Source organism: Streptomyces lothianensis (assembly GCF_047779955.1).
In the GTDB taxonomy this organism is placed as follows: domain Bacteria; phylum Actinomycetota; class Actinomycetes; order Streptomycetales; family Streptomycetaceae; genus Streptomyces.
This window is the reverse complement of record NZ_JBLMKT010000077.1, coordinates 1-22,587: the sequence shown is the minus strand read 5'-3', so window position 1 is coordinate 22,587 and position 22,587 is coordinate 1. Positions and strand designations below refer to the sequence as shown.

The 22,587-nt window shown below is 71.3% G+C and carries 16 protein-coding genes and 1 riboswitch; of the genes, 6 read left to right on the top strand and 10 right to left on the bottom strand.

Features of this window, described 5'->3' with window-relative positions; translation table 11 throughout:
• Window positions 1–26: 26 nt before the first annotated feature.
• The gene (locus ACLF6P_RS27530) at window positions 27–374 is read left to right on the top strand and encodes a VOC family protein (protein WP_415953943.1); all 348 of its coding nucleotides are present in this window, start codon (window positions 27–29) and stop codon (window positions 372–374) included.
• A gap of 503 nt (window positions 375–877) precedes the next feature.
• On the opposite strand, the gene ACLF6P_RS27525 is transcribed toward ACLF6P_RS27530, so the two are convergent.
• The 6 genes from ACLF6P_RS27525 to ACLF6P_RS27500 form a co-directional block, all read right to left on the bottom strand.
• Window positions 878–3,319, bottom strand: coding sequence for a polysaccharide lyase 8 family protein (locus tag ACLF6P_RS27525; RefSeq protein WP_415953942.1), 2,442 nt, complete (start codon window positions 3,317–3,319; stop codon window positions 878–880).
• Window positions 3,320–3,949: 630 nt separating this feature from the next.
• On the bottom strand, window positions 3,950–4,795 hold the full coding sequence (locus ACLF6P_RS27520) for a bifunctional 5,10-methylenetetrahydrofolate dehydrogenase/5,10-methenyltetrahydrofolate cyclohydrolase (protein WP_415953940.1): 846 nt from the start codon (window positions 4,793–4,795) through the stop codon (window positions 3,950–3,952).
• Window positions 4,796–4,825: 30 nt separating this feature from the next.
• Window positions 4,826–4,924, bottom strand: a riboswitch (ZMP/ZTP riboswitch).
• A gap of 17 nt (window positions 4,925–4,941) precedes the next feature.
• Window positions 4,942–7,140, bottom strand: a complete 2,199-nt coding sequence (locus ACLF6P_RS27515; RefSeq protein WP_415953938.1) for a SpoIIE family protein phosphatase — start codon at window positions 7,138–7,140, stop codon at window positions 4,942–4,944.
• Window positions 7,141–7,347: 207 nt separating this feature from the next.
• Window positions 7,348–7,980 (bottom strand): hypothetical protein, encoded by a 633-nt coding sequence (locus ACLF6P_RS27510; RefSeq protein WP_415954031.1) that lies wholly within the window; start codon window positions 7,978–7,980, stop codon window positions 7,348–7,350.
• Window positions 7,981–8,054: 74 nt separating this feature from the next.
• A complete protein-coding gene (locus tag ACLF6P_RS27505) occupies window positions 8,055–9,902 on the bottom strand; it encodes a chitinase (protein ID WP_415953936.1) in 1,848 nt (615 codons plus the stop codon).
• Window positions 9,903–10,042: 140 nt separating this feature from the next.
• Window positions 10,043–11,251: a pyridoxal phosphate-dependent aminotransferase gene (locus ACLF6P_RS27500; RefSeq protein ID WP_415953935.1), complete on the bottom strand. Its 1,209-nt coding sequence runs from the start codon at window positions 11,249–11,251 to the stop codon at window positions 10,043–10,045.
• A gap of 85 nt (window positions 11,252–11,336) precedes the next feature.
• Between ACLF6P_RS27500 and ACLF6P_RS27495 the strand changes: the two genes are divergently transcribed.
• Entirely contained in the window at window positions 11,337–11,984 is a 648-nt protein-coding gene (locus tag ACLF6P_RS27495) for a winged helix-turn-helix transcriptional regulator (protein ID WP_415953934.1), read from the top strand.
• Between the two features lie 285 nt (window positions 11,985–12,269).
• Here ACLF6P_RS27495 and ACLF6P_RS27490 read toward each other — a convergent pair whose 3' ends face one another.
• Window positions 12,270–14,078, bottom strand: a complete 1,809-nt coding sequence (locus ACLF6P_RS27490; protein WP_415953932.1) for a SulP family inorganic anion transporter — start codon at window positions 14,076–14,078, stop codon at window positions 12,270–12,272.
• 547 nt (window positions 14,079–14,625) lie between these two features.
• On the opposite strand from ACLF6P_RS27490, the gene ACLF6P_RS27485 reads away from it, so the two are divergent.
• Together ACLF6P_RS27485 and ACLF6P_RS27480 are read left to right on the top strand one after the other, a co-directional pair.
• Window positions 14,626–15,246, top strand: coding sequence for a hypothetical protein (locus tag ACLF6P_RS27485; RefSeq protein WP_415953930.1), 621 nt, complete (start codon window positions 14,626–14,628; stop codon window positions 15,244–15,246).
• A 127-nt stretch (window positions 15,247–15,373) separates the two neighbouring features.
• Complete coding sequence (locus ACLF6P_RS27480; RefSeq protein ID WP_415953929.1) at window positions 15,374–16,297, top strand: universal stress protein; 924 nt, start codon at window positions 15,374–15,376, stop codon at window positions 16,295–16,297.
• Window positions 16,298–16,540: 243 nt separating this feature from the next.
• On the opposite strand, the gene ppk2 is transcribed toward ACLF6P_RS27480, so the two are convergent.
• Window positions 16,541–17,344 (bottom strand): polyphosphate kinase 2, encoded by an 804-nt coding sequence (gene ppk2, locus ACLF6P_RS27475; RefSeq protein ID WP_415953928.1) that lies wholly within the window; start codon window positions 17,342–17,344, stop codon window positions 16,541–16,543.
• Window positions 17,345–17,823: 479 nt separating this feature from the next.
• On the opposite strand from ppk2, the gene ACLF6P_RS27470 reads away from it, so the two are divergent.
• Complete coding sequence (locus tag ACLF6P_RS27470) at window positions 17,824–18,738, top strand: HipA family kinase (RefSeq protein WP_415953927.1); 915 nt, start codon at window positions 17,824–17,826, stop codon at window positions 18,736–18,738.
• A 205-nt stretch (window positions 18,739–18,943) separates the two neighbouring features.
• On the opposite strand, the gene aceB is transcribed toward ACLF6P_RS27470, so the two are convergent.
• The gene (aceB, locus tag ACLF6P_RS27465) at window positions 18,944–20,569 is read right to left on the bottom strand and encodes a malate synthase A (protein WP_415953926.1); all 1,626 of its coding nucleotides are present in this window, start codon (window positions 20,567–20,569) and stop codon (window positions 18,944–18,946) included.
• Window positions 20,570–20,914: 345 nt separating this feature from the next.
• On the bottom strand, window positions 20,915–21,529 hold the full coding sequence (locus tag ACLF6P_RS27460; protein ID WP_415953925.1) for a nucleotidyltransferase family protein: 615 nt from the start codon (window positions 21,527–21,529) through the stop codon (window positions 20,915–20,917).
• Window positions 21,530–21,618: 89 nt separating this feature from the next.
• Between ACLF6P_RS27460 and ACLF6P_RS27455 the strand changes: the two genes are divergently transcribed.
• A partial coding sequence (locus ACLF6P_RS27455) for a serine/threonine-protein kinase (protein WP_415953923.1) occupies window positions 21,619–22,587 on the top strand: 969 nt, incomplete at its 3' end.

Genomic DNA, 22,587 nt, shown 5'->3' with positions numbered 1-22,587 from the left:
AGTGACCACCCGCCTTGGAGTTGCCGATGGCCGTTCGCCGTGTCGTACCCAATGTCCACTCGGAGGCCGCGCAGGAGAGCCGGGAATTTTACGACCTGCTCGGATTCGAGGAAGTCATGAATCACGGCTGGATCATGACCCTCGCGTCCCCGTCCAGCCCGGCAGCTCAGATCAGCATCATGAGCAGCGACAAGACCGCACCGGTGACTCCCGACATGAGCATCGAAGTGGACGACGTGGACGCGGCCTACGCGGCGATGCGGGAGAGTGGCGCGGAGATCGTTCACCCCCTGCAGAACGAGGAATGGGGCGTACGCCGCTTCTTCGTCCGAGACCCCAACGGCCAAGTGGTCAACGTCCTGGGCCACCGCTGACGGCCCTCCCCGCGGCCGGCCGCCCTGACTCGCTGAGCTGCGAGGTCAGTCCGTCACCGGCACCAGAGGGTCCGGCCGGGACAACGCCTCGGACAGGGGTAGCCCTTCCCTTGCGGCAACCGTTCGACGGGCACGCAGGTCGGCGCGTGTTCGCGGACGGTACTTGGGTTCCTTCCCGCAGCCGCACACCGACAGCCCTTCGTAGCGCAGCCCTTCACCCAGCACCACAGCCACCACGGACCAACTACGGACATCGCGCCTGGGCGGCGGAGCGAAATCGTGACCGGCGCAGACGAGGGCCTGAGAGCAGTTCGGGCATACGTGCTCCCGCTGTGGACAGGCATGCTGCTTGAAGCTGACACGACACGAGACGCACGCGTAGTGCAGCTTGTAGCAGGTCATGGCGTAGAAGCACACCGGCTCACCATACGCGGCGTACACCGATATCCACGGGCACGCCTGTCTGCTTGGCCCGGCGGTTGTACTGAAGTTGCCCTCCTGTACTAACCCAGCCGAACTCTGACCTGCTGAGTGGCCCCGGCCGTGCCCCGCAAGTCGCCGAACGTTAGCTTCAGTTGGGAGCCGGTCTCGGTCGACGTGACCGTGGGCGGCTTGGACAGGACCGACGTGACCGGGCGGTTCCAGGTCAGGGTCAGTGACGACTGCATGCGCATCGGGTCGCTGACGCATAGCGTCGCCGTGCCGTCGGGGGATTCCGTGATCATCACGCAGCACGGCGCGCTCGCCGTCAGGTCCGCGACCGTTCCGCCGAACCAGAAGTTGATGCCCGTGTAGCCGAGGGACGGGACGCGGATGGCCTGTTGGCTGTCGGTGTTGGTGAGGATCCGGAGCCAGGCCGGGTCTGCCGCGCGGGCCGCCGTCGCGGTGGTCGTCGCGCCCGGCATGACGATGCAGGCGTACGTCGCGTCGTACGGGTTGTGGCCGTGGTCGACGTACAGGGTGAGGTACTTGCGGGTGAGCGGCGTCGTCGAGCCGCCGCGGTTGATGTCGTGCCAGGTGCCGGTGCGGGCTTCGCGGAGAGCCTGCACCGGTGCGGCGCCCTCGGGGAAGACGTAGCCGCCGTGGCCGCCGATGTGGGCCCAGCGGGCTCCGGTCAGGGGCTGTGACCAGGGGTAGTGCGTGGGCATGCGGGTGCCGTCGACCGTGAGGGGGCTGCCGCCGACCGGGCCGAGGTTGCGGTTGTCGAGGGTGGAGTCGACGTGGACGCCGTCCGTGCACTTGATGCCCGCGCCCAGGCAGACGATCGCGTCGTCCAGGCAGAACCAGGCCTTCTTCGCCATGAGGGTGGATTGCAGGCCCCGGAGGTACTGCCCGAGTGCGGCGCGTCGGCCGTCCGTGGCGCCGCCGACCCAGTTGACGGAGGGCAGCGACGCACCCCAGTCGCCTCCCGCCCCGTCGGCGAGCTGCTTGCGCGAGGCGGTGATGCCCGGCAGGCGGTACGGGTCGACCGTGGGCCAGAAGGCGTCGCTGTACTGGCCGTTGGCGAAGTCGGAGCCCCACCAGTACAGCATTCCGGAGCCGGTGTGCCAGCCGCGCAGGTTCTCGCCGTTGCCGGTCTCGTAGTACGTGATCCGCTTGTTCGCCATGCTGACCGAGGCGGCCCAGCCGGGGCGACGGTGGGTCGCGCGGGCCATGGAAGGGAAGAGACGGTGGCCGGTGGGTTCGGGCAGTGGTGTCACAGACGCGTCGTCCATGACCGTGTGGAGGTGGGAGAGGCGGACCACGTCCAGGGAGGGGTTCTGGAGGGGCGGGCTGTAGTAGTCGCGCTCGATCCAGCCCTTGACCAGGCCGCGCCAGCGCTCCCGCTCCGTGGCGCTCGCGCCCTCGGCGAGCAGCACGATCGAGGCCAGGATGGTGTGGCCGCGCAGGTGGTCGTTCTGCATCACGGCTTCGGGGTCGGTGGCGGAGATGCCCCGGCTGATGGCGCGTCCGGCCACGTTGTCCATGACCAGGCCGTTGTAGAGGAACGGTGCCCAGGCGTTCTCGACGGCGTCGAAGATGATCTGGCGGTTCGGGTCCGTCACCTCCCAGGTCGAGTCGGCAAGCAGCGCGAAGAGCAGGCCGAGGCCGCCGAGCATGACGGAGCCGTAGCTGCCGGTGTACGGGACGGTGGTGTGCTGGATGAACGAGCCGTCGGCGTACAGCCCGTCGCCGCTGGTGACGTACGGGAAGACGGGGGAGAGGGCGTCGCGGCCGAGCGCGAGCTTGGCGGCGTTGTCGCCGACGGCTCCGCGGACGATGAGGACGCGGCACAGGTCGACACGGTTCGCGCCCGTGGACGTGCCGGTGTAATGCTCGACGGCCGAGTCCGGCACGAAATGGTCGACGGCTCGGCAGTAGTCGGCGATCTGCCCTGCTGACAGGTGCTCGTACATCAGGATGCAGATGTCGAGCAGAGCCTGCGGGGCACCTATCTGCCAGCTCCACCAGTTGCCGAAGCGTGCCTGGTTCTCGTTGTAGACGCGGGAGTAGAGGTGGTCGAGGCCGGTGAGGACCGCCGACTTGAGCGCCCCGTCGCCGGTGAGGCCGGTGCCCGGCTGGCAATAGGCCTCGGCCATGGTCCGCAGCCGGTAGTAGCTCGTCGCCATGCGGCCGGAATAGCCGTACGAGTCCTGGTCGGTGTCGGGTTCGGGGTCGGCGAAGTCGAGGTCGGGCCAGAGTGAGCCGGGCGCCGGGGCCATGCTCTCGCGGAAGCCGGCCGCGGTCGTGCCCAGTTCGGCGAGCTTCGACCTGAAGGGCTCGGTGCTCGGGCTGAAGCCCGAACCGAGGGTCAGCGTGCGCCACTTGGCGCGCAGGGTGCCGAACTCGGATTCCGAGGCGCCGTGCGCGACCCCCCTGAACAGGGGCGTACCCAGCGCGAACGCGCCGAGGGAGGCGGCGGAGCCGGCGGCGAGGAAGGTGCGGCGGGACCAGGACGTCGTCATGGAGAACTCCGGAGGGACGCACGGCTGGGGTGGCAAGCGGTTTCTAGCACGCGTCCGTTCAAACGCTCAATAGGGCGTGCGGAGGTGATCGATTCGATCATTCGATGCGGCGTGGATGTGCTGAGTTCTCGGCAGCCGCAGCCGCAGCCGCAGCCGCAGCCGCAGTCGCAGCGGCTGCCGAACCCCTACCAGGAGCCACCACGCCCAGCCTCCGCAGACGCCGGTCCAGCACAACCTCTACGCCCAGCAGGGTCCACCGGCCTGTCCGCAGCTGACACCGGCCCGGCGCGCCCGGGACGCCGCCGGGATTCGGCGCACCGGTGCCGCCGTCCGGGCCGCGCAAGGGGATCCCCGGCTGGGCGTCGACTAGGGAGTGTCCGGCGGATCATGCCGCTGACGCGGGGGTCTGGCACGCCCACCTGCTGCGTTGTCGTCACTCTTCCCCAAGCTCTCAACTCCGCTGCGCTCCGTTCGAGCAGGGGAGACCCCATTCGCTCCGCGTCGCCTCCCTCCTCCGCCTTGCATGTGGAAGCGCCAGACCCCCGCTCACCAGGCCTTTCCAGGCACCGTGGGCCGATGGCGGCCTGATCCGCCGGACACCCCCTAGGCGTGGATGACGACAGGGACCGGTCAGGCCGTCTGGCGCTCCGCCGCGTCCATCGTCTGCTCAAGGAGCACGGCGATCGTCATCGGACCGACACCGCCCGGCACCGGGGTGATCAGGCTCGCGCGCTCGGCCGCCGAGTCGAAGTGGACGTCGCCCACGTTGCCCGGGTTGTAGCCGGCGTCGATCACCACCGCGCCCTCCTTGATGTCCGCGCCCTTGATGAACTCCGGCCGGCCCACGGCCGCCACCAGGATGTCCGCCTCGCGCGTCACCTCGGCGAGGTCCTTCGTACGGGAGTGGCAGTACGTGACCGTCGCGTTGCGGCCGAGCAGCAGCAGGCCCACGGGCTTGCCGAGGATCGCGCTGCGGCCGACGACCACCGCGCGCTTGCCGGTGGGGTCGACGTCGTAGGCGTCGAGCAGGCGCATGATGCCGCCGGGGGTACAGGACTCGAAGCCGGGGAGGCCGAAGCCCATCGCGGCGAAGGACGTCATCGTCACGCCGTCGACGTCCTTCTGAGGGGCGATGGCCTCGAAGGCCGCGCGCTCGTCGATGTGCTCGCCGACCGGGTGCTGCAGCAGGATGCCGTGCACGTCCGGGTCCTCGGAGAGGTCCCTGAGCGCGGCGACGAGCTGCTCGGTGGTGACGTCTGCGGGCAGCGGGACGTGACGGGACTCGATGCCGGCCTTCGCGCAGCGGTTGCGCTTCATCTTCACGTACGTCACGGAGGCCGGGTCCTCGCCGACGAGGACCGTCGCGAGGCAGGGGGTCTTGCCGGTGCGGTCGGTGAAGGTCCTGGCGCGGGCGGCGGTGCGGGTGGTGATCTCGCGGGCGAGGGCCGTGCCGTCCATGTAGCGGGGGCTGGGCATGGTGGGTGCTCCTGAGCGTCGGCTGGTCGTGTCGATCGCCCAGGCGCGCGGCAGGTGTGCAGTCGGCTTCTTGTGCCGGGCTGCTCCCCGGTGGTGCTCCACCTTTTTGCGCCAGTCGCAGCCGGGTCCAGGGTATGCGATGGGGGTCACCGGCCGTGCCCGGGCCCCCGGCTCGGGCTGCCCCCTGCTCCGGCTGCTCCGGGCTCCGTGCGGCGAAGTCCGGACTTCGTACGGCGCAGGAGGAGCAGCGCCATGTCGTCGTTGCGGGGTGCGGACCGTTCGGCGTGGTCCAGGAGCGCGTCTGCGAGGTCCTCGAGGTTTCCGGCGGGTGCTGTGCCCAGTCGGCGGGCGAGGGAGGTGGTGGCTTCGTCGATGTCGGTGCCGGGGGCCTCGACGAGCCCGTCGGTGTACAGGGCGAGCACGGATCCGGGCGGGAAGGGGATCTCGGTGGTGGGGTAGTCGGCTTCGGGGTCGATGCCCAGGAGCAGGCCGGGCGGCAGGCGGAAGGTGCCGGTGCGGCCGTCGGGCCGCCGGAACAGAGCCGGGGGGTGTCCTGCGGTGGCCAGTCGTACGGTGTGGTGGGGCAGGTCGAGGCGGGCGATGAGGCAGCTGGCGAACAGGCCGGGGTCGAGTTCGCACAGCAGGCGGTTGGTGCGGGCGAGGACGTCGCCGGGCGGGGAGCCGGTGGTGGCGTGGGCGCGTACGGCCGTGCGGATCTGGCCCATGAGGGCCGCTGCGGTGGGGTCGTGCCCCTGGACGTCGCCGATGGCCACGGCGGCGGTTTTGTCGGTGCAGGGGATGAGGTCGTAGAAGTCGCCGCCGATGTCCATGCCCTGGCCGGCGGGCCGGTAGCGGGCGGCTGTCTCCAGTCCGGGGATGTGCGGCAGGGCGCGCGGCAGCAGCCCGGTCTGCAGGCTGTGGGCGAGGGCGTGCTTGGCGTCGTAGAGCCGGGCGCGGTCGAGGGCCTGCGCGACCAGTCCGGCCAGGGACGTGAGCAGGGCGCGCTCGGCGGGCGGGAAGATGCGGGGCTGGTCGTAGGCGAGAACGAGGGAGCCGACCGGGCGGCCGGAGACGATCAGCGGGAGGAAGGCCCAGGAGGCCATCTCGTCCTGGTGCACGGCCGGCGGGTACGCCGTCTTGAGGTCGGCGAAGGTGGGGAAGAATCCGGCCGTTCCGGTGGTGATGGCGCGCACGGCCGGGGTCTCGGAGGTCAGGGGTACGGCATCGAAGCGGGCCATCAGCTCGGCGCTGTACCCGCGGCTTCCGGTGACGTGCAGGCGCCCCTCCTGCACGGTCAGCAGGGCCAGGGCCTTGGGGCCGAACGCGGGCACGATCTGGTCGGCGGCAAGTTCGACCACATCCCGCAGGCCGATGGCCTCGGCGAGTGCGGTGGCCAGGTGGGTGAGGTGGTACAGCGCTGTCGCGCCGATGGGCTCCACGGGCTGCGGCGGCTGGGGTGCGGCGGGGGCCGTGCCGGTGCCGGCGGGAGTGATGTGGACGCTGATGCCGCCGGTGTCGGGGAACAGCTGGAAGAGCAGCCAGGTGCCGGCCGGGCTCCGTGCGGTGAACGAGGTGGGCTGCCGGCTGACCACCGCCGCCCGGTAGCGGTCCTCGAACGCCGGATCGCGCAGCCATGAGAGCACTTCCCAGGGCCGGTTGCCGAGCAGGGCGCCTGTGCGGGCGCCGACCAGCTCGGTGCCGGCGGGGTTGATGAAGGTGAGCCGGCCGTCCAGGTCCAGGGCGCAGCAGCCCATGGGCAGACGTGCGGTGAACTCAAGGGCCGCGGCGGCCTGCACGGGGTCGGCTTCATGGGGATGCGGTGCAGGGAGCATGCGGGGCTCGTCCGGAGGCTGCAGGCGGCGGCCGCTCCCAGCGGCCTGGTGCAGGAGCGCCGCCGCATGGCGGCAGCAGGCGTTGATCGAGTCCTCTTCGGCCGCACTGAGCTGCGGTGGGCGCCGGGCGGGCCACAGCAGCACCAGGCCGCCCCACACGGTGCCGCTGCCGGCGATCGGGGCTGCGGCGAGCATGAAGTCGTAGGGCAAGACGATGCCGACCCTCGGGTAGCGGCGGGCGACGTCCTCCTGGCTGCCCAGCCAGACCATGGACCGTTCCCGTATGGCGTCCGCCACCGGGATGGCCGCGTCCAGTGGGATACGGGCCCAGGGAGCGGCGATCTGACCCGACACGCCGCCCGCCAGGGCGAGCCGCAGGACCCGCTCGGTCGGCGGCAGCAGATACAGCAGCCCTACGGAGGCGCCGGTGTCGCGCATCACGTCGGCGAGGACGGAATCGGGCAGTGGTGTGCCGGACTCCGTGACCGGGCCGGGAGCGGTGGGCGGCCGCATGGCCTACCGCCCGGGCCCGCGGCCCGCCGTCCGTCCCGGCGGACCGGCGCCGCACGCGCTACGCCGTATATCACCCATATAGGGACATTACGTCTGCCGTGCCGTGACGGCACCCGCGCATCGCACCCGCGCCCAAGCCGCGCCCGCGCATCGCACCCGCGCCGGGACGCCTCGACCTGTGGTGCCTGCCGTCTCCCCCGAGGCCGTCTACACCCGCCGCGGCGAAGCCAGCAGGGCCCGGCCCCGGCCCCGTATCCGGTGTTCGCCGACCTGCCAGCCCGCGGCCGTGAGCGCCTCCGCGTACGAGGGCAGGGCGGGGTCGGTGCCGTGGATCTCCACCGCCTGTGGCTGCTGGGTTTCCATGACCACGTAACCGTCCTTCCCGGACACGCCCGGTGTGCAGCCCGCCGCCTCCAGGGCCAGGGCGGCGGCCTGGACCAGGTGGGTGCGTTCCCAGGCGCAGGGACGGTCGGGTGCCGCGTCCGGGTTCGTCATGCGGCGCAGTTCCAGCAGGCCCTGCCACGCGCTGTGCACCTCACGCAGCCGGGCCGTGCCGTCCGGCGGCGGCGCGGGCTCCGTGCCCGTGCGGGCCGCGAACACCCCGCCGGGTGTCTCGCTCGCGCGGGCGGCGGGCGGTGGCGCGGCGGTCAACAGCTCCTGGCGCAGGCGGTGCCCGGCCGGCGTCAGGAAGTACGCGCGGGGCGGGCGCGCGTGCCGGAACGCCAGGCCGTGCTTGGCCAGCGCCTCCAGCTGTGTCTCCGTACCGGTGATCCGGCCCGTCACATCCTCGGCCTGCATCACCACGCGGCGCAGCGGCGCCGTCAGCCGTCCGGCGGTCATCATCCGGGCCCCCTTTCCCGTCCCGGCCATCATGCCGTCGACCACTGACAACGCCGCCCCGAACTGTGCGTGGGTCACCACTGGTACGCGTCGAAGTTCGTGCTGAACTCCCAGCCGTTGAAGCGGTCCCAGTTGATGGACCAGGTCATGAGGCCGCGCAGCTCCGGCCAGGTTCCGTGGGTCTCGTACGAGCCGCAGTTCGTCTTCTTCGTGAGGCAGTCGAGGGCCTTGTTCACCTCGGCGGGCGTGGTGTGTCCGTTGCCTGCGTTCGGTGCGGCCGGAAGGCCGATGGCCACCTGGTCGGGGCGCAGCGCGGGGAAGACCCGCTCCGTGTTGCCGGCCACCGGGAAGCCGGTGAGCAGCATGTCGGTCATCGCGATGTGGAAGTCCGCGCTGCCCATGGAGTGGTACTGGTCGTCGAGGCCCATGATCGGGCCCGAGTTGTAGTCCTGCACGTGCAGCAGCGTGAGGTCGTCGCGGAGTGCGTGGATCACCGGCAGGTAGGCGCCCGCCCGCGGGTCCTGGCCGCCCCAGGGCCCCGAACCGTAGTACTGGTAGCCGAGCTGCACGAAGAACGTCTCCGGCGCCATGGTGAGCACGAACTCCGGGCCGTACTTCGTCTTGAGCGTCTTGATCGCCTGGATCAGGTGGACGATCACGGGGCTCGTGGGACGGCGGAAGTCGGTGTCGCCGTCCTGGAGGGAGAGCGAGTGTCCCTCGAAGTCGATGTCGAGGCCGTCGAGACCGTAGGTGTCGATGATGTCCGAGACCGAGGAGACGAAGGCGTCCCGTGCCGCGGTCGTGGTGAGCCGCACCTGGCCGTTCTGTCCGCCGATCGAGATCAGGACCTTCTTGCCCGCGGCCTGCTTCGCCGCGATCGCCGCCTTGAATTCGGCTTCCGTCTCCACGTCCGGGCATTCGCTCCGCGGGCAGAGCGCGAAGCGGATGTCGCCGGAGGTGACCGAGGTCGGCTCGCCGAAGGCCAGGTTGATCACGTCCCAGGACTCGGGCACGTCGGCCATGCGCGTATGGCCGGATCCGTTGGCGAAGCTCGCGTGGAGGTAGCCGACGAGGGCGTGGGCGGGGAGATCGCCGCCGGGTTCGCCGCCGCCGGCGTCGGCGGTCCTCGCCGTGACGGGCGCGGACCTGGGGGAGTCGCCGGCGCTGTTGCCCGCCGTGACCTCGAAGGTGTAGTCCGTGGCCGGACTGAGTCCGGCCACGGTCGCCGAAGTGCCGCTCACCGTCAGCTTCTCGGTGCCGTTCGCGTACACGGTGTAGCGGCTCGCGCCGGGGACCTCGGACCACGAGAGCGGGATGCTCGTGCTGGTGGGGGTGCCCGCCGTGAGGCCGGTCGGTGCCGCGGGGATCTCGACCGGGTCGCCGCCCGGCCCGAGGAGCGAGAGGTCATCGGCCTGGTAGGCCGGGGTTCCGTACCAGCCGTGGGTGTAGACGGTGACGGACGTGGTGGCGGCGCCGGTGCGGAAGGAGGTGGTCAGCCGCTGCCAGTCGGGGGCGGACGGGGTCCAGGTGGAGACATCGGTGGTGCCCGTGCCGGATGCCCCCAGGTAGACGTAGCTGCCGCGCACCCAGCCGCTGAGCGTGTAGTCGGCGTCGGGCTGCACGGTGATGGTCTGCGAGCACCTGGCGTTGTCGCCGCCGGACGGGGTCGCCTCCAAGGCCTTGCTGCCGCTGTGCACCGGCGAGGAGATGGCGGCTCCGCTGCCCGCGCTGCAGGTCCAGTCGGTCAGCCCGGCCTCGAAGCCGCCGTTGCGCGCGAGTTCGGACTCGGCCGCAACGGCGGCCGTGGCGCTCGTGACGTTCGTCGTGCTTGTGGCACTCGTCGTGCTCGTGGCGCTCGCGAGCAGGCCGCACGCGATGAGTACGGTCGCCAGAGCGGCGGCCAGGGGTCTGTGCCGTTCCACAACTGCCTCCAGGATCCCGGGGAGGGGGGGGAATGGCGCACAGCTTGGTCCAGACCAATAAGGTGGTCAATACCTGTGGCAGCTCCGGCAGTTCACCTGGCAGCAATGGCAGCAATGGCAGCTCCGGCAGCTCCGGCAGCTCACTGCCGGTACCCGCTCAGGAAGCGCCCGATACGGCTGATCGCCGCGTCCAGATCATCGGCGTACGGGAGGGTGAGGATGCGGAAGTGGTCGGGGCGGGGCCAGTTGAAGCCCGTGCCCTGGACCACCTGGATCTTCTCGCGCAGCAGCAGATCGAGGACGAAGCGTTCGTCGTCCGCGATCGGGTGCACCTTCGGATCGATGCGCGGGAACGCGTACAGCGCGCCCTTCGGTTTCACACAGCTCACGCCCGGGATCTCGTTGAGCCTCTCCCAGGCCATGTCGCGCTGTTCGAGCAGCCGGCCGCCCGGCGCGGTGAGTTCGTGGATGGACTGGCGGCCGCCGAGCGCGGCCTGGATCGCGTACTGCGCGGGCGCGTTGGGGCACAGGCGCATGGAGGCCAGCATGGTCAGGCCCTCCAGGTAGTCCTTCGCGTGCTGCTTCGGGCCGGTGACCACCAGCCAGCCGGAGCGGAAGCCCGCCACGCGGTACGTCTTGGAGAGGCCGCAGAAGGTCAGGACGACCAGATCGGGCGCGAGGGCCGCGGCCGAGTGGTGCACGGCCTCGTCGTAGAGGATCTGGTCGTAGATCTCGTCGGCGAGGACGAGCAGGCCGTGCCGGCGGGCGAGATCCAGCATGCCCTCGACGACCTCCTTCGGATACACCGCGCCGGTGGGGTTGTTGGGGTTGATGATCACCATGGCCCTGGTGCGGTCGGTGATCTTCGCCTCCATGTCGGCGAGGTCCGGGTACCAGTCCGACTGCTCGTCGCACAGGTAGTGCACCGCCTTGCCACCGGAGAGCGTGGTGACGGCCGTCCAGAGCGGGAAGTCGGGCGCGGGGACCAGGATCTCGTCGCCGCCCTCGATCAGTGCCTGCACCGCCATCGAGACAAGCTCGGAGACGCCGTTGCCGAGGAAGATGTCGTCGACGTCTACGTCGAGGCCCAGGTTCTGGTAGCGCTGGGCGACCGCGCGGCGGGCCGAGAGGATGCCGCGGGAATCCGTGTAGCCGTGGGCCTGCGGGAGCATCCGGATCATGTCCTGGACGATCTCCTCGGGCGCCTCGAAACCGAAGAGCGCCGGGTTTCCGGTGTTCAGGCGCAGCACGCTGTGGCCTGCCTCCTCCAGCGCGTTGGCGTGCTCGATGACCGGGCCGCGGATCTCGTAGCAGACCTCGCTGAGCTTGCTCGACTGCCGGAACTCCATGTGCGTGCCTCCAGGGACTCAGGTGTCACTTGGTTTTACCAAGTTCGTGCTTGGAAAGTCCAACAACTTACGTATGCTGTGGCTCATGAGCAGGCCCTCGTCACGCCGTCGAAGCTATGACCAGTACTGCGCCGTCGCCCGCTGCCTGGACGCAGTCGGGGACCGCTGGACGCTCCTGATCGTCCGTGAGCTCCTCGCGGGGCCGCGCCGCTACACCGATCTGCACGCCGATCTGCCGGGCGTCAGCACGGACATGCTGGCCACCCGGCTCAAGGACATGGAGCAGGGCGGCCTCGCGGTCCGCCGCAAGCTGCCGGCGCCTTCCTCCTCGTACGTGTACGAGCTCACCCCGCGCGGCCAGGACCTGCTACCGGTCCTCCAGGCCCTGGGCGAATGGGGCGGCCCCGAGCTGGGCGAGCGGCGGCCGACGGACGCGGTACGGGCGCACTGGCTCGCGCTGCCGCTGCTGCGGGAGCTGTCCCGGCTCGGGGAGGCGGGCGGGGTGGAGGTCCGGCTCGATGAAGGGATGTTCCATGTACGGGTCGAGGCGGGCGAGCCCGTCTACGGGGACGGACCCTGGCCCGGCCCGGACGGACCCGATGCCCGGCTCACCCTGGCGGGCACGGTTGGTGACGCGCTGGCGCGCGGCGAGCTGAGCCTCCTGGCGGCGGTGCGCGCCGGGAAGGTCCAGGTCAGCGGCGAGGGGGCGCCGGCAAAGGCGCTCGGCGGCTGAGATCGCCCAGGGCGACCGTTGCCGGGTGCCTCCGACAAGGCACCGCCACCCACTGTCTGAACCCGCCGCATACAGGGGTCCGTGCCCGGAGTCGTCGAGGGAGACAAGGGCCGACTGCTGCCCCTCGCGGCGAGTCGGGTGCCATTCCCGGCACCGGCCGGCCCCGACGGCGGCACCCGGTGGTCGCCTTCCGCACCGGACAGGACCCGGACCTGGATGCCCTGCTGCCCTCGCTGGAACGGGTCATCGGCTGAAACGGGTCATCGCGGGTGTTCCCGGTGCCGGTCATGACGACGGCCCGGTTTGCCCCCGCACCCACCGGTCGTAGTCCGCGACGGCCGTCGGCAGGGTGGGGTAGATATGGTCGGCGCCGACCGAGTCCACCAGACCGTATGCCCGCAGCTCTTGCAGGAGGTCCTGCTTGACCCGGGCCAGGGCCAGGACGACGCCGCGCTCGCCGAGTTCGCGTCGCAGGCCGTCGAGCGCGTCCAGGGCGGTGATGTCGACCTCGACGTTGGCTTCCATGTTCAGCAGGAACCACCGCACCGCCTCACCGCGCGTCTCCGCCTCGGCGACCGAGGCCAGTGCCCGGCGGCGGAAGTCCTCCGCGTTGGCGAAGAACAGCGGGGAGTCGTACCGGTAGACGAGCAGTCCCGGGATGGTGCGGGCCTGCGGATAGTCGTCGATGTCGTGCATCCCCGCGACCCCCGGCACGACTCCCTGCACCGCGTCGTGCGGCCGGGCCACCCGGGCCAGCAGTTCGGCCACGGACAGGCCGACGGCGACCAGCACCCCGTACAGCACGTCCAGGGCGAGCACGCCGAGCAGGCAGGCGATTGCGAGCAGCAGCTCTTGGCGGCGGAAGGACGCCAGCTGACGGAAGCCCGCGAAGTCGACCATGCGCACGGCCGCGTAGATGACGATGGCACCGAGGACCGCGGAGGGCGTGCGACTGAGCAAAGGACTCAGGAAGAGCAGCACGGCCAGTACCGCGCCCCCTGCCACCAGCGAGTACGCCTGGCTGCGCGCGCCGGTGAGGGAGGCGAGGGCGGTGCGGCTCGCGCTGCTGCTCACCGGGAAGCCGTGCACGGCGGACGCGCCGAGATTCGCCGCGCCCAGGGCGAGGAACTCCCGGTTGGTCCGCAGCTGAGGTCCCTCGACGCCGCGGCCCGCGAAGGCCCGCGCGGTGAGGATGAAGTCGGAGTAGGCCACCAGCAGCACGCCCAGCGCGGGCAGCACCAGGCGGGGCAGCTCACCCAGTTCCGGCAGGGCCAGGCCGGGCAGACCGGAGGGCACCTCGCCGATCACGCCGACCCCGTATCGCTCGTCGAGGCCGAACAACGTCACGGCCGCGGTGCTCAGCACGACGGCCAGCAGTGGGCCCGGCACGGCGCGTGCCCAGCGGGCTACCGCGAACAGGAAGGCGATCGAGGCCGCGGAGAGGACGACGGTGGCCGGGACGGCGTCCGGCGTGTGCCGCAGGAAGGACCAGACCTTGGTGAAGAAGCCGCTCTGGTCCGGCGAGTCCGCCCCGGTGAGTTTCGGCAACTGGTCCGCGGTCATGATCAGTGCCACTCCCGCGAGGTAGCCGGTCAGCACCGGTCGGGACAGCAGATCGGCGAGGAAGCCGAGCCGTATCACCCACGCGATCAGGCACAGCAGGCCCACTGTCGCGGCCAGGGCGGCCGAGAGAGCGGCATAGCGGGCCGGGTCCCCGGCGGCGAGCGGTGCGACCACGGTCGCCGTCATCAGGGCGGTGGTGGACTCCGGGCCGACGGCGAGCAGCCGCGAGGAGCCGAGCAGGGCGTACAGGGCGACGGCGGGCAGGATGGCCCACAGCCCGGCGACCGGCGGCAGGCCGGCCACTCCCGCGTACGCCATCACCTGCGGCACCAGATACGCGGCCACGGTGACACCGGCGGCGATGTCGCCGCGCAGCCACCCGCGCAGCCGGCCGCGACCCGCCCCCGGGCCGGCCGTCGGCCCGGCCGCGGGCGCCGGGCGGCCGGGCGGTGCGGTACTGCTGACGGAAGGCCGACGGCGCCGGTGCAGACGGTGCCACGCCCTCGCCCACCCACCCCTGTGCAGTCCCATCGCCTCATCTCATCCGTCGTCCCGGGCGGTGCGTCCTCAGGATCCACCGCCGTGCGGGCCCGTCGCCATACGGATGACCGAAGAGGGGCGGCCCGATTCCGGCGCGGGTCCGGTCAGGCCTCGGAGAGCCGGGACGTTCGGCCCAGTGGAAGCGGACCTTCGGCACGTGCCGCACACGGGGCGGACCGCGGACGTCGAGTCATCGGCGCGGACGGCAGGGCCTTCGGCGTGCGCCGCGGGTCCGGCGACCGGGCCACGGCTGCGGCATCACCGACGGCCGTCCCCGCGGACCGGTGGCTCGCGGCGATCGGTGCTCTCGACATGGCCCACGGGATCGTCCACGGCAGGACGGGCACGCTGGTGCGGCTGGACCTCACCGTCCGACACCAAGCGGCCTCCTGCCTTCTGCGCCGCCGACCAGCCGCGGGAAAAGGGACGTTCAGCCCCACACGGGAAGACCTTCGGACTCCGGTGTGACGACGCGCGTCCGGCGAGAGTGACAGCCGTCGAAGATGCACCCGCCCCATTCCGGAGAGGAATCCACACCATGGCCGTCCACGAGCACTCCCACCGCGGGCCGGGCTTCCGCCTTCCGGGCTTCCGCCACCGAGCCGAGCCCGCCTCCGTCGCGTCGGCACACGTCGACGCAAACAGCGCACAGGCGTACTCCCTCGCCTCGCTGCGGATCCTGACCGGGTTCGTCTTCCTGTGGGCCTTCCTGGACAAGACCTTCGGTTTCGGATACGCGACCGCGTCCGGCAACGGCTGGATCGACGGCGGTTCGCCGACGAAGGGATTCCTCAGCTCGGTCGCCGCCGGGCCGATGGAGTCGACGTTCCACGCGTGGGCCGGAGCTGCCTGGGCGGACTGGCTGTTCATGCTGGGCCTGTTCGGCATCGGCGTTGCCCTCGTCGCCGGCGTGGCGCTGCGAGCGGCCGCGGGTGCGGGCACAGTGATGATGGCACTGATGTGGATCGCGGAGTGGCCGCCGGCCAGGCATCTGTCGGACGGTGCGGTGAGCAGGTCGACGAACCCCTTCGCCGACTACCACGTGATCTACGCCGTCGTGCTGATCGCCCTGGCTGCCGCGGGTGCCGGCGCCACCTGGGGTCTTGGCCGGCGCTGGGAGCGGCTGCCCGTCGTCCGTGACCACACCTGGCTGCGCTGACCGTCACAGGCACCCCGGGCCGCTGTGCCGAACGGCGCGAGGGGCCCGGGGTGCCGTCGGCGGCCCCACCCGCGCAGAGCCCCGCACACGACAGCGGATCGGGTCTCCCGATTCAGGAGGAGGAACCATGACCAAGACCATCACCGTGGGCCTTGACGGATCGCTCGAGAGCCGCGCCGCGGCGGATTGGGCGGCCGGCGAGGCGAAGCTGCGCGGACTGCCGGTCAAGCTCGTCCAGGTCTGGGAATCGGTGCCGGAACGCATGGCGCAGGACCCGCTCCTGGACGCGGAGACGCACCGGCACTGGACCGAACGGGTCCTGCGCGAGGCCACCGAACGTCTGCGGCAGCATCACCCCGAAGTCGAGGTGTCCATCGAACAGGTCGGCGGTTCACCCGCCCAGGCCCTGGCCGACGCGGCGAAGGACGCCGACATGCTCGTCCTCGGTTCCCGCGGGCTGGGCCGGGTCAGCGGCTTCCTGGTCGGCTCCGTCAGCCTGTCCGCCCTGGCGCTCACCGACCGGCCCGTCGTTGTGGTGCGCGCCGCCGTGCAGCCCACCGACCGGCCCGATACGGAACCGACGGACACCACCTCCGGGGCCAAGAATCCCCGCCCGGTCCTCCTCGCCCGCCCGGTCCTCCTCGGACTGGACATCGGTCACCCGAACGAAGAACTGATCGACTTCGCCTTCCGCGCCGCTGCGTTCCGCCGCGTGCCACTGCGGGTGGTACACGGCTGGTATCCACCCGCCTACTACGCCTACGGTGTGGCGCCCGCGGTTGCCGCCACCGAGATGGTGGCGCAGAGCGACGCCGCCGCCATGGCCGAGGTGCTCCGCCCCTGGCAGCGGAAGCACCCGGACGTCGAGATCGTCACGGAGTCCCACTGCTCCAGCCCCTCGCTCCTGCTGATCGAGGGCTCCAGGGACGCGTCCCTGGTTGTGGTGGGCCGACGCATCCGCCACTCCCCGCTCGGCTTTCACATCGGATCCGTAACCCATGCTGTCCTGCACCACGCCGCCGCCCCTGTCGCCGTCGTCGCACACGACTGACGCGGCGGTACGGGGAGGGAGCTGGGCATGAAGCGAAGCGGGTGCCAGGGGCGGTCGCCTTCGGCGCCGCGGCGGTCCGGTTCGCCGAAGGGCGTGCCCGCGCGGCGGGCGTGCCCGCGTCCCGGCGCCGAGCCGGCCACTGTTTCGGCCTGCGGCCCGGTCGGGTCGCCCGCACTCCGTGCCGCACCGCTCGACCTGTCCGGTCGGCGTCGCACCACAGGGCTGGTGAAGGCCGTGATCGGTCTACAGGTTCACCGTGTGGTCGGGGACGTAGGTCTGCAGGTCGCGAGGTGGGCGCTGGTAGCCGGTTGACGGCGGGCGCTCGGGGAGTTCCATGACCGGTGGCGGTACATCGTGGTAGGGGACGGAGTCCAGCAGGTGGGTGATCATGTTCAGGCGGGCCCGCCGTTTGTCGTCGCTCTCCACGACGTACCAGGGTGCCTCGGGGATGTCGGTGTGCACCATCATGTCGTCCTTGGCACGTGAGTAGGCTTCCCAGCGGGTGATCGACTCCAGGTCCATGGGCGACAGTTTCCAGCGCCTGAGCGGGTCCTCCAGTCGGCGGCGGAACCGTTCCTGCTGCTCGGTGTCGCTGACGGAGAACCAGTACTTGCGCAGCAGGATCCCGTCCTCGACGAGCATGCGCTCGAAGATCGGGCACTGGCGCAGGAAGAGCCGGTGCTCCTCCTTGGTGCAGAAACCCATCACATGCTCCACGCCGGCCCGGTTGTACCAGGAGCGGTCGAACAGCACGATCTCCCCGGCGGCCGGCAGGTGCTCGACGTAGCGCTGGAAGTACCACTGCGTGCGTTCACGCTCCGTCGGCTTGGGCAGCGCCGCGATCCGCGCCACGCGCGGGTTGAGATGACGGGTCACCCGCTGGATGGTGCCGCCCTTGCCTGCCGCGTCCCGGCCTTCGAAGACCACGACCAGACGTGCGCCCCTCGCCCGTACCCACTCCTGGAGCTTCACCAACTCGGCCTGCAGCCGCAGCAGTTCCTCCTCGTACACCGCGCGTGACAGCCTCGCCGCGTTCCCGTCGCCCATGTCACCACCGTTTCCCGATGACCCCACCGTCTCCTGCGCCCACGGTACGTGCCTGCCGCGCGCGTGCGGGTATCCGCGCCACTGCGCGGCCGAACCCCGTTGGCCCTGAAACCGACGCCGTCCTCGCGTGGCGGCGAAGGCATGGCGGTGGGCGGCGGCCCCGAAGGACGGTTCCCACGTGCTTCGGCATACCCACCCCTCGATCATGTCGGAAGCCGGGGAGTCCTTTGTGGCCGTGACGCGGTGGCCCGTACGCTCCTCTCCGGCGATCACCCCCGGTTACGATGCTCACTTCGGGCCGGAAGCTGGTGGCAGCGGGCGCGGCGCGATCGACGGTCTGCCCGGGGAGCGGGGAGGCCGGCGCGCCGGCCAGAACTCCCCAGCTTCTCCCCAGTGCCGTTGACCTGTGATTTGTGCCTTCAACCTCTGGAGAAGTCGCCCGTGGATGCTAAGGCTGAAGAGATGGGTGGCCTGGGACAGTGCTGAGAGAAGTTGTGGCGACCCGCTATGTCACGCCCCTGCGTGAGGGAGGCTCGCTCCCCGGGGTCGTCGAGGCCGACGACCTGGGCACGTATGTCCTCAAGTTCACCGGGTCGGCGCAGGGTGCGAAGGCGCTCGTCGCCGAGATCCTGGTGGGGGAGCTGGCGCGGCGGCTGGGGCTGCGTTTCCCGGAACTGGTGCTCGCGCGGTTCGACCCCGCCATCGCCGCGGACGAGCCGCACCAGGAGATCCAGGACCTGCTGCGCGCCAGTCCCGGCGTCAACCTCGGCATGGACTTCCTGCCGGGTGCCGTCGACTTCACGCCCGAGGTCGCGGCGGAGTTCGAGGTCGACCCGATCGAGGCCGGGCGGATCGTCTGGCTGGACGCGCTGACCGTCAACGTCGACCGGACCGTGCACAGTTCGAACCTCATGGTGTGGCCCACGTTCGGGACCGCGCCGCCGAAGCTGTGGCTCATCGATCACGGCGCGGCGCTGGTCTTCCACCACCGGTGGGACGGTTCGGCGCCCGAGAAGGCATACGACTTCAGGCGCCACGCGCTCGGGATGTACGCGCCCGACGTGCGCGGCGCGGACGCGGAGCTTGCGCCGCTGGTGACCGAGGGGCTGCTGCGCGAGGTGGTCGGGCTCGTCCCGGACGCGTGGCTCCGGGACGAGCCCGGGTTCGCGGATGCCGCTGCCGTACGGGACGCGTACGTGACGTATCTCCTGGCCCGCGCCAGGAGTTCGGCGGCCTGGCTGCCGGGCGTGTTTCCCTCGCGCGACGAGCTGGCGGCGGCGGATGCGCGGCGGGCCGCGGCCACGCGGGCCGGGCGGCCCGCGTGGCTCAAGCAGGTGCCCGATCTGCACGGGAAGCCTGCGGCTGGGCAGGACTGGTCGGTGCACGTGGACTGACATCCGCGGGGTGGGCCACCCGCCCCGAGGATGGACTGCTACCCCGGGGGTGGGTGGGCCGCCCCGGGGTCTTCGCCCCCTGGACCCCGATCGCGCTGAACGCGCTCGTCCTCAAGCGCCGACCGGGCTGGGGTGCCCGGCCCGGAGGTGCCGCGGGGGCCCGGGTGGACCGGGCCCTCGCGGCAGGGGCAGTGCCCTGTGGCGCTCAGCCCTTCAGCTGCTCGTACGCGGGCAGCGTCAGGAAGTCCGCGTAGTCCGCGTCGAGGGAGACCTGGAGCAGAAGGTCGTGGGCCTGCTGCCAGTGCCCGGCGGCGACGGCCTCCTCGCCGATCTCGGCCTTGATCTTGGCGAGCTCCTCGGCCGCGACCTCGCGCGCCAGTTCCGCCGTCGCCGTCTTGCCGTTCTCGAAGACGACACCGGCGTTGATCCACTGCCAGATCTGCGAGCGGGAGATCTCGGCGGTGGCCGCGTCCTCCATCAGGTTGAAGATGGCGACGGCGCCCAGGCCCCGCAGCCAGGCCTCGATGTAGCGGATGCCGACCTGCACGGCGTTCTGCAGACCCGCGTACGTGGGCTTCGCGTCCAGCGAGTCGATGGCGATGAGGTCGCCGGAGGCCACCGCGACGTCCTCGCGCAGGCGGTCCTTCTGGTTGGGCTTCTCGCCCAGGACCTTGTCGAAGGACTCCATGGCGATCGGGACCAGGTCGGGGTGCGCCACCCACGAGCCGTCGAAGCCGTCGCCCGCCTCGCGGTCCTTGTCGGCGCGGACCTTCTCGAAGGCGAGCTTGTTGACCTCGGCGTCCCGGCGCGAGGGGATGAAGGCCGCCATGCCGCCGATGGCGTGCGCGCCGCGCTTGTGGCAGGTGCGCACGAGCAGCTCGGTGTACGCGCGCATGAACGGCGCGGTCATCGTCACCGCGTTGCGGTCCGGCAGGACGAACTTCTCGCCGCCGTCACGGAAGTTCTTGACGATGGAGAAGAGGTAGTCCCAGCGGCCCGCGTTGAGACCGGCGGCGTGGTCGCGCAGCTCGTAGAGGATCTCCTCCATCTCGTACGCGGCCGTGATCGTCTCGATGAGGACGGTGGCGCGGACGGTGCCCTGCGGGATGCCGACGTAGTCCTGGGCGAAGACGAAGATCTCGTTCCAGAGGCGGGCCTCCAGGTGCGATTCCGTCTTCGGCAGGTAGAAGTACGGGCCCTTGCCGAGCTCGATGAGGCGCTTGGCGTTGTGGAAGAAGTACAGGCCGAAGTCGACCAGGGCGCCGGGGACGGGCTTGCCCGAGCCGTCCACCAGGTGACGCTCGTCGAGGTGCCAGCCGCGCGGACGCATCACGACGGTGGCGAGCCGGTCGGCGTCGTTGAGCGCGTAGGACTTGCCGGACTTCGGGTCGGTGAAGTCGATGGTGCGGTTGTACGCGTCCATCAGGTTGACCTGGCCGAGGACCACGTTCTCCCAGGTGGGCGCCGAGGCGTCTTCGAAGTCGGCGAGCCAGACCCGCGCGCCCGAGTTCAGCGCGTTGATGGTCATCTTGCGGTCGGTCGGGCCGGTGATCTCGACCCGGCGGTCGTTCAGCGCGGCGGGGGCCGGTGCGACCTTCCAGGAGTCGTCCTCGCGGATGTGGGCGGTCTCGGGGAGGAAGTCGAGGGTGGAGGTGCGGGCGATCTCGGCGCGGCGCTCGGCGCGGCGGGCGAGGAGCTCGTCACGCCGGGGCGTGAACAGGCGGTGCAGCTCGGCCACAAAGGCGAGGGCCGCATCCGTGAGGACCTCTTCCTGCCGGGGCAGGGGCTCGGCGTCGACGATGGCCAGCGGGGACGGCGCTGGTGCGGACATGAGCTGTCACTTCCTTCAGCGGGGGAGCCGTGCGCGGCACTGAGTGCCGTCAGGTCCTGGTGATGGTCCTGGGCCGCCGGCCGCCGGATGTCGGGGCGGGGCGCTTCTGACCAGTGGATAGTAGTTTCCTCATGGTGGAAGTTCAAGGTGTGTTGATGTCGAGATTCTCCGAGTCGAGCGATCATGGCGCTGAGTGCCAGAGCGGTCACTTCGAGTTTCCGCCCGCGGGCGCGCGACGGCAGCCCAGGCCGGTCCGGTGCGGGCGGTTCGGGGTCCGAGGGGGAGGGTTCAGGGCCCTGCGGGGGTGAGGCTCGGGCCCTGAAGGCACGGTGCCAGGGGCGAGGCTCAGGGTTGAAGGTGCGCCAGATCCGCCTCGGTGTCGATGTCGTACGGCTGTGCCACATCACCGCACTCGACCAGCGTGATCGCGCGGGCGTGCTCCCTCAGATACAACCGTGCGCCCCGGTCACCCGTCGCGCTCTGCGCGATCCCCGCCCAGTGTGCGCGGCCGAAGAGCGCCGGATGCCCGCGTACGCCGTCGTACGCGGCCGACACCAGCGACTGCTCGCCGGCGTAGGCGGCGAGCACCCGGCCCACCGCCTCGGCGCCGATCCCGGGCTGGTCCACCAGACAGACGAGTACGGCCCGTGCGTCCGACCCGGTGACGGAGGCGAGCCCGGCCCGGAGCGAGGAGCCCATGCCGTCGGCCCAGTCCGGGTTCTCCACGAGCACGCAGTCGCCGAGCTCCGCCCGCTCCCGTACCGCATCCGCCCGGGCGCCGAGCACCACATGCACCCGCTGCACGCCGCCCGCCCGCAGCGCCACCACCGCGTGCTCCACCAGCGGCCGGCCGCGATGCGTCAGCAGGGCCTTGGGGCGGCCGCCCAGGCGCCGCCCGCCGCCCGCCGCGAGCAGCAGGCCCACGACCGGGGCGTTGTTACGTGTATGTGCCATACCCATGACATACAGCATGGCTCCTGTACCGGCCCGTTCGGATAGGGTTCGCGTGGTCGCGGGCAGAGCAAGTGCACGGTGGGGAACGGGAATTGATGAGCAGGCAGGGCGAGGGCGTCTTCAAGCCGCTGGAGGGCGACGACCCACGGGCCGTCGCGGGCTACCGGATCAGCGCCAGGCTCGGCGCGGGCGGCATGGGCAAGGTCTATCTGTCCTATACGCCGGGTGGCCGGCCGGTCGCCATCAAGGTGATCCGGCCCGAGCTGAGCGAGGACGCGGAGTTCCGCAGGCGATTCCGCCAGGAAGTGCAGTCGGCCCAGCGCGTCCAGGGCCTCTACACCGCGCCGGTGATCGACAGTGACGCCGAGGGCGACAACCCGTGGCTGGCCACGGCGTATGTCCCCGGTCCCGCGCTCTCGGCCGCCGTCATCGAGCACGGAAGGCTCCCGTCCGAGACCGTGCTGCTGCTGGTGGCCGGGATCGCCGAGGCGCTCCATGTGATCCACGGCGCGGGCATCGTGCACCGCGACCTCAAGCCGTCCAATGTGCTGCTGGCCGCCGACGGGCCGCGCGTCATCGACTTCGGTATCGCCCGGGCCGCCGACGCCACCTCGCTCACCGGCAGCGGTGTCACCATCGGCACGCCCTCGTTCATGGCGCCCGAGCAGGCGGCGGGGCGGCCGTGCACCCCGGCCACGGACGTCTTCGCGCTCGGCCAGGTCGCCGCGTACGCCGCGATCGGCAAACCCGCCTTCGGCGAGGGCACCTCGCACGGGGTGCTGTACCGGATCGTGCACGAGCGGCCGGACCTCACCGGACTGCCCGAGGAACTGCGGGAGTTGGTGACGCGCTGCCTGGCCAAGGACCCGGCGGAACGGCCCTCCGTCATGGAGGTCATCTCGCTGTGCCAGGCGGCGAACGCGGAGACGGTACTGCGCCGTCCGGAGGACTGGCTGCCGCGGGCGGTCGCGGACGACATCACCCAGCGGGCGGCGGCTCCCGCGCCCGTGCAGACCCCGCCGCCCGCGCCGGTGGCCCAGGCGGCGCCCGCCGCCGCGCCTGCG

Bases quoted from the DNA above. Each gene is read 5' to 3' on its own strand.
- ACLF6P_RS27530 (WP_415953943.1), top strand. From the start codon at position 27: ATGGCCGTTCGCCGTGTCGTACCCAATGTCCACTCGGAGGCCGCGCAG.
- ACLF6P_RS27525 (WP_415953942.1), bottom strand. From the start codon at position 3,319: ATGACGACGTCCTGGTCCCGCCGCACCTTCCTCGCCGCCGGCTCCGCC.
- ACLF6P_RS27520 (WP_415953940.1), bottom strand. From the start codon at position 4,795: ATGCCCAGCCCCCGCTACATGGACGGCACGGCCCTCGCCCGCGAGATC.
- ACLF6P_RS27515 (WP_415953938.1), bottom strand. From the start codon at position 7,140: ATGCGGCCGCCCACCGCTCCCGGCCCGGTCACGGAGTCCGGCACACCA.
- ACLF6P_RS27510 (WP_415954031.1), bottom strand. From the start codon at position 7,980: ATGACCGCCGGACGGCTGACGGCGCCGCTGCGCCGCGTGGTGATGCAG.
- ACLF6P_RS27500 (WP_415953935.1), bottom strand. From the start codon at position 11,251: ATGGAGTTCCGGCAGTCGAGCAAGCTCAGCGAGGTCTGCTACGAGATC.
- ACLF6P_RS27495 (WP_415953934.1), top strand. From the start codon at position 11,337: ATGAGCAGGCCCTCGTCACGCCGTCGAAGCTATGACCAGTACTGCGCC.
- ACLF6P_RS27490 (WP_415953932.1), bottom strand. From the start codon at position 14,078: ATGGGACTGCACAGGGGTGGGTGGGCGAGGGCGTGGCACCGTCTGCAC.
- ACLF6P_RS27485 (WP_415953930.1), top strand. From the start codon at position 14,626: ATGGCCGTCCACGAGCACTCCCACCGCGGGCCGGGCTTCCGCCTTCCG.
- ACLF6P_RS27480 (WP_415953929.1), top strand. From the start codon at position 15,374: ATGACCAAGACCATCACCGTGGGCCTTGACGGATCGCTCGAGAGCCGC.
- ppk2 (WP_415953928.1), bottom strand. From the start codon at position 17,344: ATGGGCGACGGGAACGCGGCGAGGCTGTCACGCGCGGTGTACGAGGAG.
- aceB (WP_415953926.1), bottom strand. From the start codon at position 20,569: ATGTCCGCACCAGCGCCGTCCCCGCTGGCCATCGTCGACGCCGAGCCC.
- ACLF6P_RS27460 (WP_415953925.1), bottom strand. From the start codon at position 21,529: ATGGGTATGGCACATACACGTAACAACGCCCCGGTCGTGGGCCTGCTG.